We start from the raw sequence: 13512 nt of genomic DNA, 5'->3' as shown, positions 1-13512 counted from the left end.
TTTCATGGCGCAGAAGACGATCGCGTTTTTTCCGGAAGCGGCCTACGGCCCGGCGCTCAATTCCGTCGGCATCGCCCAGGCGGTCGAGGCGCGCGGCCACAGAGCGGTGTTCCTGTCGGACCCCGGCTTCGTCGACGTCTACAAGGGCTACGGCTTCGAGGCTCATCCGGTGAACCTGTCCGAGCCGATGCCGCCGGAACAGATGGCCAAGTTCTGGGAAGATTTCATCAACGGCCATATCCCAAACTTCCGCAAATCGCCCTATGACCAGGTCGACAATTACGTGAAGGACTGCTGGACAGCGATCGTCGACAGCGCCAAATGGGCTGAGAAGGACCTGCCCAGTGTGCTTGCGACGATCAAGCCCGACGTTATCTGCGTCGACAACGTCATCCTGTTCCCGGCGATCAAGCAGTATGGCAAGCCGTGGGTGCGCGTCATCTCCTGCTCGGAAAACGAGATCGAGGACGAGGACATCCCGCCACATCTGTCCGGCTGCGGCGAGAACGACCACAGCTGCCATCAGCGCTACCGCGACCATTTCAACACGGTCATCAAGCCGATCCACGACGACTTCAACGCGTTCTTGATTGCTAACAACGAAGCGCCGTATCCGATCGGCCAGTTCTTCGAGGCATCGCCCTACCTCAATTTGCTGCTCTATCCCGAGGCGGCAAAGTTCAAGCGCCGCCATCCGCTTGACCCGGCAAAATTCCAGTATCTGGAAGGCTGCGTGCGGCAGGAGAAGCCCTACACCGTGCCAACTTTTTCGAAGAATAACGACGGGCCGCTGCTCTATGTCTCCTTCGGCAGCCTTGGCGCCGGCGATGTCGATCTGCTGAAGCGCATCATCGCGACGCTAGGCAAGACGCGCTACCGGGCGCTGGTCAATGTCGGCGGCTATAAGGACCAGTACGCCGACGTGCCCGGCAACGTCATCGTCGAGAGCTGGTTTCCACAACCCTCGGTCATCCCGCAGGTCAATGCGGTGATCCACCATGGCGGCAACAACTCGTTCACCGAGTGCCTCTATTTCGGTAAGCCGGCGATCATCATGCCCTATGTCTGGGACGGCCACGACAACGCAACGCGGGTCGAGGAAACCGGCCACGGCTTCGGCATGCCGCGCTACGACTGGAGCGACGCCACGCTGATCGCGAAGATCGAAGCCTGCCTGACCGACACGGCAATCAGGGCCAAGCTGACGAAAACGTCGGCGCAGATGCAGTCGCAGAACGGCCCGGAGAAGGCGGCGGGGCTGCTGGAACAGCTTCTATGAGCGCGATGCTTGACGTGCCGAGCCAAGGCACCCCCCTCTGGCCTGCCGGCCATCTCCCCCTCAAGGGGGGAGATTGGATGTCACCTCGGCTTTCGCCAATCACCAACGTCGCAGGAGTGAGCAGGGCGCCGAAGCTGCTAATCTCCCCCCTTGAGGGGGAGATGTCCGGCAGGACAGAGGGGGGCGCCGTAGAGCGACGCCATCTCGAAAATGAGCATCGCACCTGCGGAGCACCCACATGACCTCCGCCCCACATCTCCACCAGGCCTCGACCCGCATCGACCTCGTCGATTGGGGCGCCCAGCCGGAGGCGCTGGAAGGCGCTTCGCACTCCACCGGCAGGCTCGTCCACAAGGGGCCGAACAACCAGCCGGAATCCGGCATCTGGGTCTGCACGCCCGGCCGCTGGCGGCTGGCGATTCCGCGCGACGAATTGTGCCATTTCGTTGCCGGCTGCGCGACCTACCGGTCGGACGACGGCGAGGTCATCGAGGTCTCTGCCGCCACGGTGGTCATGTTCCCGGCCGGCTGGACCGGCGAATGCACCGTCCACGAGACCATCCGCAACGTCTACATGCTGGCTTAAAGCCGGCCATTGGAGCTTCACGACATGCCGACACCGATCATGAAATCGCCGCTTGCCATCACCGATCTCGTCGACTGGGGCGTCATCCCGACGATGATCGAGGGTGAATCCCGCACCTCGGGCAAACTGCTGCACAAGGGGCCGGAAGGGCGTTCCGAATGCGGCTTGTGGGTCTGCACCCCGGGCAAATGGCACTGCCACGTCACCCGCGACGAGTTCTGCCACTTCCTCGAGGGCCGCTGCACCTATGTGCATGAATCCGGCGAGGTGATCGAGATCGAGCCGGACACGACGGCATTCTTTCCGCAGGACTGGAAAGGCATCTGCACTGTCCATGAGACGATCAAGAAGGTCTACATGATCCGCTGAGCGGGCTTGAAAGGAAGACCCATGGAATTCTTCGCTGACCGGCCGGCTTTCTTCGTCAATCCGGATTATCGGCCGATGACCGGTGCAGCAAAACCGGTGATCGATCCGGCGACGCTCGAAACCGTCGGCGCGATCACCGCAGCCGGCGATGGCGAGATCGACGCCGTGCTGACCGCGGCGACCAAGGCGCAGGTGGCGTGGAAAAAGCTCGACGCCAAGACCCGTGCCAGGCATCTGCATGCAGTGGCCAACGCCATCGAGGCCGCCGACTTCACGCGCTGCGCCGAGCTGATGGTACGCGAGATGGGCAAGCCCTATCCGGAAGCAATCGGCGAGATCGCCAATTGCGCACCGATCTTCCGCTATTACGCCGAGATGGCGCGCGACGATGCCGGCAAAATCGCCGGCACGACGCAGGCCGGTTCGTTCCAATATGCGCGCTACGAGCCCTACGGCACGTCGGTGCACATCATGCCCTACAATTTCCCGATCCTGCTGATGTGCTGGACCGTCGCCGCCTCACTCGCCGCCGGCAATGCCTGCGTGATCAAGCCGGCCGAAGCGACGACATTGTCGACGCTGGACTACATGACCGTGTTCCGCTCCTTGCCGGAGGGCCTGGTGTCCTGCCTGCCGGGCGGGGCGGCCACCGCGCAGGCGCTGATCGCTTCCGACCGCACCCACGCGGTCGCCTTCACCGGCTCGGTCGCCGCCGGCAAGGCCGTCGCCGTCGCCTGCGCCGAACGCATGAAGCCGTGCGTTATCGAGGCCGGCGGCAGCGATCCGCTGATCATCAGCCAACACGCCCCGCTTGATATAGCGGCGGCCGGCAGCGTCACCGCCGCGTTTCATCTTACCGGCCAGGTCTGCACCTCGGCCGAACGGTTCTTCGTCGTCGATGCCGTTCACGACCGCTTTGTCGAGCTGTTTGCGCAGAAAACACGTGCGCTGCGCATCGGCAACGGCCTCGACAAGACCGAGATCGGGCCGCTGGTCAGCGAGGCGGCACGGGCGAAGGTCATGCGGCTAGTCGATGATGCGATCCGCAGCGGCGCCAAGGCGGTCACGGGCGGGCGCATTCCGCCGGCACACAATGTCGGTTGGTTCTACGAGCCGACGATCCTGACCGGCGTCACCCCCGACATGGCGATCGTGCGCGAAGAGTGTTTCGGACCGGTGGCCGCGATCTGCCGGGTCAAGGATTTCGACGAGGCGATAGAGCTCGCCAATGACAGTCCGTTCGGGCTCGGCGCCTCCGTGTTCACCACCGATCTTGCCGAAGCGCATGAGGCCGCCGAACGGCTCGAGGCCGGCATGGTCTGGGTCAACAATCCGCTGATCGACAATGACGCGCTGCCGTTCGGCGGCTGGAAGGCTTCGGGCCTCGGCCGCGAACTTGGACGCCAGGGGCTCGATGCCTTTCGCCGCTCGAAGATGGTCATCATCGACCACAAGCCAGCGGTCCAGGACTGGTGGTATCCCTATCCCGACAGCTGGTTCCGCGAAGCCGGCGGACGCAAGCACGTATGAGGCAGGAAGGCTGCGTCAGCCGATGCTCTCGCCGCCGTCGATCACCAAAGCCTGGCCGGTCATGAAGGACGAACGATCGGAGACGAGGAACAGGATCGCTTCGGCGATCTCTTCCGCCGCGGCCCAGCGCTGCATGGGAATCTTGGTGCGGACGTAGCGTTCGATCGCCTCTCGCCCACCCATCTGTGCGATGAACGGTTCGTTGAAGGGCGTATCGACCCAGCCGGGGCAGAGCGCGTTGACGCGGACATTGTGCTTGGCATAGTCGAGCGACATCTGCCGGGTCATCGCCACCACGGCGTGTTTTGAGGTTGCGTAGGCGATCATCTCGCGGTCGTAGAACACACCCGAATTCGAGGCGGTATTCAGGACGACACCGCCGCCCTGTTCGATCATCGCCGGCATGACGAGCCTGGCGGCGAGGAACTGCGCCCGCACGTTGATCCGCCACGAGGCATCCATGCCGTCGAGGCCGACTTCGGTCAGCGTGCCGCCGACCTGGATGCCGGCATGGTTGTGCAGGATGTCGATCCGACCATGTTTACCCAGCGTTCCAGCGATGAGCTGCTCGACCGCCGCGTCGTCGCCGACATCGGTCGCGACCGCCTCGGCCCGGCCGCCGACGGCACGGATGTCGGAAGCCGTTGCTTCGCCGGCAGCCTGATCCCTGTCGGCGATCACCACCACCGCGCCTTCCCTGGCGATGATCATGGCACCGGCGCGCCCGATGCCCGACCCGGCGCCTGTCACCACGGCGATGCGATCTTTCAGAATCATGATGCGACTTTCAGTTTGATGGTTTGCGTTGGCGCAATTGCCATTGGGCAAGCACCACAAGCAGCACCGAGGCGACGAGCACGATCGTCGCGATGGCGTTGATTTCGGGCGTCACCCCGCGCCGGATCGAGGCAAAGACATAGATCGGCAACGTCGTCTGTGCGCCGGCGACGAAGAAGGCGACGATGAAATCGTCGAAGGAGAAGGTGAAGGCAAGCAGGAAGCCGGCGATTACCGCCGGCATGATCTGCGGCAACACGATCGAGCGGAATGTCGTCAGCGGGGTGGCGTAAAGATCGCTCGATGCCTCGACCAGATTGCGGTCGAGGCTACCGAGGCGTGTGCCGACGATCATCGCCACCAGCGCCATCGAAAACAGGCCGTGCGCGGCGATGATCGACCCGTAGCCGAGCGCCAGGCGTGGCGGCTGGTCGTTCGGCCACAACGATGCGAGAAACGGATTGACGACCCCAAATAGCTGGACGAGCGCGACCAGCGTCGAGATACCGATGACGACGCCCGGAACGACGATCGCCGCACCAAGAAGCGCATCGAAGACGGCCCGTGTCCGCGCGCCGACACGCGCCAGGCCAATCGCCGCCGCGGTGCCGCACAGCGCCGCTAGCAAAGCGCTGGTGGTGGCGATGAACAGGCTGTTCTTCAGCGCTTCGACCAGGAAAGGGTTCGACAGCGCCTTGCCGTACCACTGCATCGAGAAACCGGTGAGCTCGCTGGCGTGGCGGCCGGCATTGAAGGAGAACAGCACCACCAGCGCGATCGGCAGGTACAGGAAGGCAAAGACCGCTATGACGAAGGCGCGCATCAGATCAGGTCCACCCGGCGGGCACCCGAGAGCCGGGTTGAAATGCGGTTGGCGGCAAGCAGCACCACCACCGAAACCAGAACCAGCGTGATCGCGATTGCCGATCCGAACGGCCAGTTGCGCGACTGCAGGAACAGATCGACCAGCGCGTTGCCGATGAAGAAGACCTTGCCGCCACCGAGCAGCGTCGGGATCAGATATTCGCCGAGCAGCAGGATCATGACCAGCGAGAAACCGGTCATCACACCCGGCAGTGACAGCCGCAGCGTCACGCCAAGGAACGTCGAGATCGGCGTCGCGCCGAGATCGGCGGAGGCTTCCAGCAGCCGGCGATCGAGCCGCTCGAGGCTGACATAGATCGGCAGGATCATCAGCGGCAGATAGCCATAGACGATGCCGAGCAGAACGGCGCCCGGCGTGTTGATCAGCCGCACATCTTCGAACCCGACATAGGTCAGCAATGCCGGGATGCCGCGCCCGCCCAAAACGTACATCCAGGCGTAGGTTCGCATCAGCAGGCTGGTCCAGAACGGGATGACGACAAGCGCAAGCAGGATCAGCCGCCACCGCTCCGGGGCGCGCAAGGCGAGGTAGTAGGCAACCGGATAGGCGACGAGCAGACAGGCCAAGGCGCCCGCCGGCGCCAGCACCATCGTATTCCAGAAGGCGGTCGCCCGCGCCGGAAGATTGGCATATTGCGTGAGCGTGAAAGCAGCCTGATAGCCGCCTTCCGGCGCCCGCTCGCCGACGCTGAAGACGGCGATCGCGACGAACGGCAGGACCAGAAACACCACCAGCCACGCGGTTGCTGGACCGAGCAGCAGCGCGGTCAGCAGATTATGACGAAGGACATTGCTGCGCATTGAAAACCGCCCCGGTGCCGGCGGACATCTGCCCGCCGGGTGAGTTGCCTGCATCGGACCTATGGCCGGTTCAAGCCGACTTGAAGCGGGCCATCAGTTCGGCCCGGGCCGGATCGGTCAGCGTCGCAGCCGCACCGAATTCCAGCGGCGTCAATAGTTCCGCCGCCGGGTAGAGGATCGGATTGTCCAGCACCTCCTTGGGCAGCAGCGCATTGACCCGCGCATCGGTGGAAGGCGCACCGTTGGCCAGGTGCTCCTTGACCGCGACTTTCGGGTCCATCAGGTAGTTGAGCAGGGCATAGCCGGCGGGCTTGTTGGGCGCATCTTTCGGAATGGCATAGAAGTCGGTCCAGATCTCGCCGCCCTCCTTGCCAAGCACATAGGCGATCTCAGGAATGTCGCGGTGGAGCTGAGCCCCGTCATTGGTCCAGCACATCGTCATCCAGGCGTCGCCGGCACGCATCGACGGCTGGTAATCGCTGGAAACCGCAAACAGGTGGGGCTTTATCTTCAGCAGCAGTTCTTCCGCCTTGGCGAGTTCGTCCGGCTTCAGCGAGTTGAACGAGAAGCCGTAATATTTCAGCGCATTGCCAATCGTGGTGAGCTGGTAGTCATGGACCATGGTCCGGCCGTCGCCCTCCGCCATGGCCGTGTCCCAGAATTCCTTCCAGCTCGTCATCGGCTTGGTCAGCTTCTTGGTGTTGACGGCAAATCCGGTGGTGCCCCAGTTCTTCGGCACCGCATAGGTCGCACCGTCGATCGTGCCTTCCCCGGTGAAGCGCGGGTCCTGTTGCGAGCCGTCGAAATTGGCAAGCTTGGCCATGTCGAGCGCTTCGATGATGTCGAGCTTCTTGTAGGTGGAGATCGTGTAGTTGGTCGGCACGAAAAGGCTCCAGCCCGAGGCGCCAGCCTGCAGCTTGGCCAGCATCTCCTCGTTTGACCCGAACACATTGACCTCGACGGCGACCCCCGTCTCGGCCTTGAAGTTCTCGAACGTCGCCGGATCGTGGTAATTGGGCCAGGTGGCGATCGACATGCGGTCGCCAAGACCCTCCTGGGCGAAGGCCGGCGAGGGCATGATGCCTAGTTCGCGGGCCATCACCGCCGTTGCGATGCCAAGACCGGTGAGGCCAAGGAATTCGCGGCGGCCGATCGAGCCGCGCTTGAGCCGCATCAATTGGTCGACGAATTTTTCGGGGTTTATCGGCAGTCCGTCACGATATGATTTCGACATTTTTATTTTCCCTCTGGTTGGTCCCGTTATTTTTGGTTTCAGGGAACGCGAGCGGCGTTCCTGATGTAAAGCCGATGGCGACGGGTTCACCCGGCTTGAAAAGATTTCCACTGCCGATCAGGCGATCGGCCTTGGCGAGCAGCGTTCCGATACCGCCGACCTCGATCGCATATTCCGCGGTCGCGCCCAGAAAGATCCGGTTGCGGACAATGCCGTTCAGCCGGCCGCTTCCCGGCGCGCCGAGGCTTAGAGATTCAGGACGCAGGCTGACCGAAACGGCTTCGTCCTGGCGCAGCGAAGTCCGTTTGCGCGCGGCAATGACAGTGCCGTCGGCAAGCGCCACCTCGACGAGGTTGCCCGAGTGCCCGGCGACCTTGCCGCTCAACAGATTGGTCTTGCCGACGAAGTCGGCGACGAACAGGTCGGCGGGCTCGTCATAGATCTCGCTCGGCTGTCCGAGCTGGACGATGCGCCCACCATTCATGACGCAGACGAAATCGCTCATCGACAGAGCTTCTTCCTGGTCGTGCGTGACAAGGACGAAGGTGATGCCGATCTCGCGCTGCAGGTTCTGCAGCTCGATCTGCATGTCGGTGCGCAGCTTCTTGTCGAGCGCCGCCAGCGGCTCGTCGAGCAGCAGCACCGCCGGCTTGTTGACCAGCGCGCGCGCCAGGGCGACACGTTGCTGCTGGCCGCCGGAAAGCTCGTGGATCTTGCGGCGGCCGTAGCCGGCAAGCCGCACCATGGCGAGCGCCTCGCCTGCCCTCAGGCTGATCTCCCGCGACGCCAGCCGCGGCCTTGCCTGGCGCAGCCCGTAGGCGATGTTGTCCTCGACATCGAGATGCGGAAACAGCGCATATTGCTGGAACACCATGTTGACCGGCCGCCGGTAGGGCGGCGTGCCGGCCATGTCGCGGCCGCGGATGAACACCGCGCCTTCGCTTGGCTGTTCGAAGCCGCCGATCATGCGCAGGCAAGTTGTCTTGCCGCAGCCGGACGGCCCGAGCAAGGCGACAAAGGCAGACGGCGGGATGGCAAGATCGATGCCGCTGACCGCAGTCACGCTGCCGTAGCGTTTGGCGACCCCGCGAAACTCGATATCGGGTACTGCGGTCAAAGCTGCGGCTCCAGCAACAAGACAATCTCGAAACGCTATCAGAGCCAATGGCAGCTAGTATATACCTCGCAGGTGGTATATTTGGTCTATTTTCTCGTTTAAGGGGGTATAATTGAGCGTATTGCGCAGCGACGAATACAATCAGCTCGCTATGCTCATCGCTGCGACGCGGGAGACGAGCGGCGAACTTTTCGGCAAGGCGTTGGTCGCCTGGCTGCGGCAGCATGTCAGCTTCGATCACTGTGTGATCTTCGGCTATCGCGGCGCCTCACGGCCGCCGCTGCTGTTCGAGACGTTCTCGCCGGCCGAAAGCCACGTCTTCGTCGCACTCTATCAGGAAGGGCCTTATCTGCTCGACCCGTTCCACCACGCGGCGGTCGAGCGCAAGGAAGGTTTTTGGCGCATGCGCGAACTGGCGCCGGACCGCTTCTATGCCAGCGAATATTACCGCTCCTACTATAGCCAGACCAAGCTGGCCGAGGAGGTCGGTTTCTTCGTGCCGCTGCCGGGAAAGGACGCGCTGGTGGTCTCGCTGATGCGATTGCATGCTTCGGGACCCTTCGGAACCGCCGATGCCAGGCTGCTGCGCGACATGGCGCCGGCAGTGATCGGCTTCATCAGGCTGCGCTGGCCGGCCCTTCCGGCCGACGAACCGGCAGAGACGAAACAGGACGAGGCGATTGCGCCGGTCAACGAGTTCGAACGTGCTCACATCTGGAAGAGCCTTTCGCTCACGCCGCGCGAAAAACATGTCGTCGACCTGGTTCTTCAGGGCCATTCGACGGAATCCATAGCCCGAGCGATGCGTATCGTACCGGGAACCGTAAAGGTTCATCGCCGCAACATTTACCGCAAGCTCAAGATCAAGTCGCAGGCTGGTCTGTTCGCGCGTTTCGTCGAGATCATGGACGCCCGGATTCGGTAGTCCACGACTTTCGAAGATGGCCTCGCTCAGGCAGTTTGGCTGGCAGCGCCTTCCCAGGAGCCGGTTTCAGCCATCTGTCTGAGCAGGGGCGCCGGCTTGAAAACGTCCTTGCCGGTCCGCTCGTGCCAGTGGTCGAGCCGCCCGATGATCTTGTCGACCCCTTCGAGGCCGGCCCAGAACATCGGCCCGCCCTTGCCCACGGGAAAACCGTAGCCGTTGACCCAAACGATGTCGATATCGGAGGCGCGGGCGGCGATTTTCTCCTCGAGGATTTTCGCGCCTTCGTTGACTAGGGGATAGAGCGTACGCTCGATGATCTCGTCAGCACCAAACGTGCGCGGCGCGATCCCCTTTTCGGCGGCCTTGGCACGGATCAGCGCTTCGACTTGCGGGTCGGGAACCGGTACGCGTGAACCGTTCTCGTAGCGATAAAAACCCCGGCCGGTCTTTTGGCCGAAATGTCCCTGCTCGCATAGCGCATCGGCGATCGCGGCTGTCTGGCCCCGTGCCTTGCGGTTGCGCCAGCCTATGTCGAGGCCGGCGAGATCGCTCATCTGGAACGGACCCATCGGCCAGCCGAAATCGGTGAACGCCCGGTCGATCTGGCTGGGCGTCGCGCCTTCCAGCAACAATGCCTCGGATTCCGCGCCGCGCGCGGCCAGCATGCGGTTGCCGACGAAGCCATGGCAGACGCCGACGGCGACCGGCACCTTGCCGATCCGCCGCGCCAGCTCGACAACCGTCGCCAGCGCGTCCGGCGCGGTCTTCTCGGCACGCACGATCTCCAGCAGCTTCATAACGTTTGCCGGCGAAAAGAAGTGCAGGCCAAGCACATCCTGGGGCCGCGAGGTCGAGGCGGCGATTTCGTTGACGTCGAGATAGGAGGTGTTGGTAGCGAGAATCGCGCCCGGTTTGGCCACCGCGTCGAGCTGGGCAAAGACATCCTTCTTGACCGCCATCTCTTCGAACACCGCCTCGACGATCAGGTCGCAATCGGCAAGGTCGCCATAGTCGGTGGAACCCTTGAACAGGTGGAGCCGCTGACGCTTGGTGTCTTCGCTGAGGGAACCGCGCGCGACGGAGACGGCATAGTTCTTCTCGATCGTCGCCAGCCCGCGTTGCAGCGCCTCCTGCGTTGTTTCCAGCAGGGTCAAAGGAAACCCGCCATTGGCGAACGCCATGGCGATGCCGCCGCCCATGGTGCCCGCGCCGATGACGCCGACCCGCGCGATCTTGCGCCCGACGATATCCTTAGCCCCAATCTTTGCGGCCTCGCGCTCGGCGAAGAACAGATGGCGTTGCGCGCGCGACTGGGCGCCTCCGATCAGTTGCAGGAACAGTTCTCGCTCCGCGGCCAGAGCCTCCTCGAAGGGCAGCGTGATGGCGTTGCGAACCGACTGCGCGCAGGCGATCGGCGCTTCGAGGCCGCGCGCCTTTTTTGCAAGCTCCGCCGCTTGCCTGTCGAATTCAGGCAATTCCGCCTGGTCGAGACGATCGTTGCGGTCGCGCACCGGCGTGAACGGTTTGCCCCTGCCAGCCATTTCGCTGGCGAAACGAACCGCCTGCGTAGCCAGGCCGTCCTCGAAAACGGCGTCCACCAGCCCGGCGGCAAGCGCCTCGGCCGCGCTGATCGGCGTTCCCGAAACGATCATTCCGAGCGCCTTCAGCGCACCGACGAGACGCGGCAGCCGAACCGTGCCGCCACCGCCGGGCAGCAGGCCGAGCTTGACCTCCGGCAGGCCGAGCTTGGCCCCGGCATCGGCAACGCGAAAATGGCAACCAAGCGCCAGTTCCAGGCCACCGCCGAGCGCTGTGCCGTGGATAGCGGCGACCGTTGGCTTGGCGATGGTTTCGAGCAGGGCAATGATGGCGCGCAGATCCGGCTGCTGCACCGGCTTGCCGAATTCGGTGATGTCGGCGCCGGCGACGAAGGTCCGCCCGGCGCAAGCGATGACGATGGCCACGACACCAGGCTCGTCGCGCAAGGAGACAAGCGCCTGCATCAGCGGCTCGCGAACATGGAAGCTCAGCGCATTGACCGGCGGATTGTCGATGGTCACGACCGCGACGCCGCCATCCCTTGTAACGCTAACGAAATTGGACACGCAAACCTCTTCCAATGATGACGACCGACAACGCCAAACGGGATTTACAGGGTGAATGGCCGGATGGGAACGGATGTTTTCCGGCAGGCTCTCGTCAGCGCCGGCTGACACGGACTGATGCCCTCTTCCTGCATGTGCACGGCGTTCTTACTATCGGCCTGACCACCTCGGAAGCGCAACGCAAAGCAGAAAACGAACTAAACTCTTGCCATATTTGAGAAAATTATTCCAACAATCTCCTAAAAATAGCACTCGACAAAGTCTACTGATTTTATAGATTAACCGGCGAGACGGAGGTTCGACATGTCCTATATCCAGAACGCCCAGACTGATCGCAACGGCCAAAGGCTGGCCAATGCCCAGAGCTTTCGTCCGGCTTATGCGGGCGCTTTTGCCTATCTCGTCTTTGCCCTTGCGTTCGTGTTCACCGGGGCAGTCGTTCTAGGCCTTATTCCCTGATTCTCGGGGCGCTGATCCCGTCGGTCAGCGGCTGGCCGTTTCAGACATAGTCGCTTCAGAAATACCGGAGTTGAATGAGCCGAATGCCGGAGCGCTTTCGCGCGCCCGTGATTCAACGTGATATCCATGTTTCCAACGTGATGGAGGAGATGGCAATGCCGATCGAGTTCACGCATGTTCCCGGTAGAACGCATCCCGCCGACGCCAGCTTTTTCTATGATTTCATCGAGACCGCGACAAAGCTGTCGCTGATCGAGGATGCCGGATTCCAGAAGATCGTCGTCGACGATCCGGCAGGGCTGCTGACCAATATGGATCTGGCCGCCCAGGCGCTGGACCGCACCTCGTCGCTGGAGGCGGTTCTCACCCATTGGGCCGGCGTGATCGAACCGACCGTGGCGGCGCGGCAATTGGCGGCTCTCGACGCGAAAAGCGGCGGACGGCTGTCGCTCAGGATGCTCAGCGAGCCGCTGAGCGACGACGATGCCGAGACGCGCCCGGTCGGTCACACCGTCGTCTGGCAGCGCATCGACGAATATCTGGTGCTTTTGAAGCGACTGTGGTCGAACGACCGGCCCTTCGACCATGAGGGCGCCTTCCACAGCATCAAGGCCGGCTATGTGCCGCGCAAGGGACCGCATGGCGCCGACGTGACTATTCGCATGGGCGGTCAATCGGGAACGGCGCTCAAGGTCGCGGGCCGTCATGCCGATGTCTTCGAACTGACGCCGGGCTCGCTCGATGAGATCCGGCAACTGATGGAGCGGGTGCGCAGCGCCGCCGCCGAACATGGCCGGGCCGGCAAGCTGCGCTTCGCGCTTCCCGTCCGGTTGGGGGCGCAGGACAATGCCGCCTCTTGCCAGAAGGCGGTCGAGGTTGCCGGCCCGCCGGCGCATGTCGCGCTGTCACTACTCCCCTACGCGGCTTTGGGTATCCAGGAGTTCATGCTGGTCGGCGTCGACCGGCCGCGCGAGATCGCGTTCGCCGCCCGCGAAACGATAGCGCTCCTGCGCAATTCGCTAGCGCGTCGCGAGGCCGATGTGCCGCAGCCTGGGGCGTTTGCGTCGCGCGCGACAGGAGAGGCACGCGCTTCTTCCTGACGCAAGGCTATCGCGTTATTTCAAGACCCGCTCGACAATTGCGCCGAAGGTCGGCGGGTCGAATGCCGGCAGGATAAGCGGCTCGACGAAGCCGTCGCGCCGGGCCGTCAGCACATATTGCAGCATGGCCTCGTTGTCGGGCATTTCGAAGATTTGGACGAAGTCATAGGCGCCAAGCGTGGCATAGAAGGCGAGGGATTTGCCGCCGAGCGCGGCAACCCGCTCTTCGCTGATTTTCCGGCGATCGGGACTGCCGGCCAGCTCGGCCAGCCCCTTGTCCGTCAACCGCATCAGGGAAACGTAGAGCCGGCGGGTAGAAGCTGCGTCGATAATCTCGTCGGGCAT

The 13512-nt window shown here is 63.2% G+C and carries 15 protein-coding genes; 8 read left to right on the top strand and 7 right to left on the bottom strand.

Annotated features, from left to right (window positions below; all coding sequences use genetic code 11):
- Positions 1–4 precede the first annotated feature (4 nt).
- From AC0L26_RS11470 to AC0L26_RS11455, 4 genes are all read left to right on the top strand, one after another.
- Positions 5–1279, top strand: a complete 1275-nt coding sequence (locus tag AC0L26_RS11470; RefSeq protein WP_473632608.1) for a glycosyltransferase — start codon at positions 5–7, stop codon at positions 1277–1279.
- A gap of 238 nt (positions 1280–1517) precedes the next feature.
- On the top strand, positions 1518–1865 hold the full coding sequence (locus AC0L26_RS11465) for a cupin domain-containing protein (protein WP_473632607.1): 348 nt from the start codon (positions 1518–1520) through the stop codon (positions 1863–1865).
- Positions 1866–1889: 24 nt separating this feature from the next.
- Positions 1890–2234, top strand: coding sequence for a cupin domain-containing protein (locus tag AC0L26_RS11460; protein ID WP_473632606.1), 345 nt, complete (start codon positions 1890–1892; stop codon positions 2232–2234).
- A gap of 21 nt (positions 2235–2255) precedes the next feature.
- Entirely contained in the window at positions 2256–3764 is a 1509-nt protein-coding gene (locus tag AC0L26_RS11455; protein WP_473632605.1) for an aldehyde dehydrogenase family protein, read from the top strand.
- Positions 3765–3779: 15 nt separating this feature from the next.
- Here AC0L26_RS11455 and AC0L26_RS11450 read toward each other — a convergent pair whose 3' ends face one another.
- The 5 genes from AC0L26_RS11450 to AC0L26_RS11430 all read right to left on the bottom strand — a co-directional run bounded on the left by AC0L26_RS11450 (position 3780) and on the right by AC0L26_RS11430 (position 8578).
- Positions 3780–4541, bottom strand: a complete 762-nt coding sequence (locus tag AC0L26_RS11450) for an SDR family NAD(P)-dependent oxidoreductase (protein WP_473632604.1) — start codon at positions 4539–4541, stop codon at positions 3780–3782.
- A 10-nt stretch (positions 4542–4551) separates the two neighbouring features.
- Positions 4552–5364: an ABC transporter permease gene (locus AC0L26_RS11445; protein ID WP_473632603.1), complete on the bottom strand. Its 813-nt coding sequence runs from the start codon at positions 5362–5364 to the stop codon at positions 4552–4554.
- The gene (locus tag AC0L26_RS11440; RefSeq protein ID WP_473632602.1) at positions 5364–6227 is read right to left on the bottom strand and encodes an ABC transporter permease; all 864 of its coding nucleotides are present in this window, start codon (positions 6225–6227) and stop codon (positions 5364–5366) included. The genes AC0L26_RS11445 and AC0L26_RS11440 overlap by 1 nt, the downstream gene beginning before the upstream one ends.
- Positions 6228–6297: 70 nt before the next feature.
- On the bottom strand, positions 6298–7461 hold the full coding sequence (locus AC0L26_RS11435) for an ABC transporter substrate-binding protein (protein WP_473632601.1): 1164 nt from the start codon (positions 7459–7461) through the stop codon (positions 6298–6300).
- Positions 7442–8578 carry an ABC transporter ATP-binding protein gene (locus AC0L26_RS11430; RefSeq protein ID WP_473632600.1) on the bottom strand — a complete coding sequence of 379 codons (1137 nt, stop codon included), beginning with the start codon at positions 8576–8578 and terminating at the stop codon, positions 7442–7444. The genes AC0L26_RS11435 and AC0L26_RS11430 overlap by 20 nt, the downstream gene beginning before the upstream one ends.
- A 112-nt stretch (positions 8579–8690) precedes the next feature.
- Here AC0L26_RS11430 and AC0L26_RS11425 point away from each other — a divergent pair, with 112 nt between their 5' ends.
- Positions 8691–9503, top strand: coding sequence for a response regulator transcription factor (locus AC0L26_RS11425; RefSeq protein ID WP_473632599.1), 813 nt, complete (start codon positions 8691–8693; stop codon positions 9501–9503).
- 26 nt (positions 9504–9529) lie between these two features.
- Here the strand turns inward: AC0L26_RS11425 and AC0L26_RS11420 are convergent, their stop codons facing one another.
- On the bottom strand, positions 9530–11608 hold the full coding sequence (locus tag AC0L26_RS11420; RefSeq protein ID WP_473632598.1) for a 3-hydroxyacyl-CoA dehydrogenase NAD-binding domain-containing protein: 2079 nt from the start codon (positions 11606–11608) through the stop codon (positions 9530–9532).
- Positions 11609–11622: 14 nt separating this feature from the next.
- Between AC0L26_RS11420 and AC0L26_RS11415 the strand changes: the two genes are divergently transcribed.
- The 3 genes from AC0L26_RS11415 (at position 11623) to AC0L26_RS11405 (ending at position 13167) form a co-directional block, all read left to right on the top strand.
- A complete protein-coding gene (locus AC0L26_RS11415; protein WP_473632597.1) occupies positions 11623–11826 on the top strand; it encodes a hypothetical protein in 204 nt (67 codons plus the stop codon).
- An 85-nt stretch (positions 11827–11911) separates the two neighbouring features.
- Positions 11912–12067 (top strand): hypothetical protein, encoded by a 156-nt coding sequence (locus AC0L26_RS11410; RefSeq protein ID WP_352928557.1) that lies wholly within the window; start codon positions 11912–11914, stop codon positions 12065–12067.
- Between the two features lie 155 nt (positions 12068–12222).
- Positions 12223–13167 carry an LLM class flavin-dependent oxidoreductase gene (locus tag AC0L26_RS11405; protein ID WP_473632596.1) on the top strand — a complete coding sequence of 315 codons (945 nt, stop codon included), beginning with the start codon at positions 12223–12225 and terminating at the stop codon, positions 13165–13167.
- Positions 13168–13182: 15 nt separating this feature from the next.
- Here the strand turns inward: AC0L26_RS11405 and AC0L26_RS11400 are convergent, their stop codons facing one another.
- Complete coding sequence (locus AC0L26_RS11400; RefSeq protein WP_473632595.1) at positions 13183–13512, bottom strand: GYD domain-containing protein; 330 nt, start codon at positions 13510–13512, stop codon at positions 13183–13185.

This window comes from Mesorhizobium sp. WSM4823, from assembly GCF_055811195.1.
Note: the sequence above shows the minus strand (reverse complement) of the source record. Positions and strands in the feature narration are given on the sequence as shown.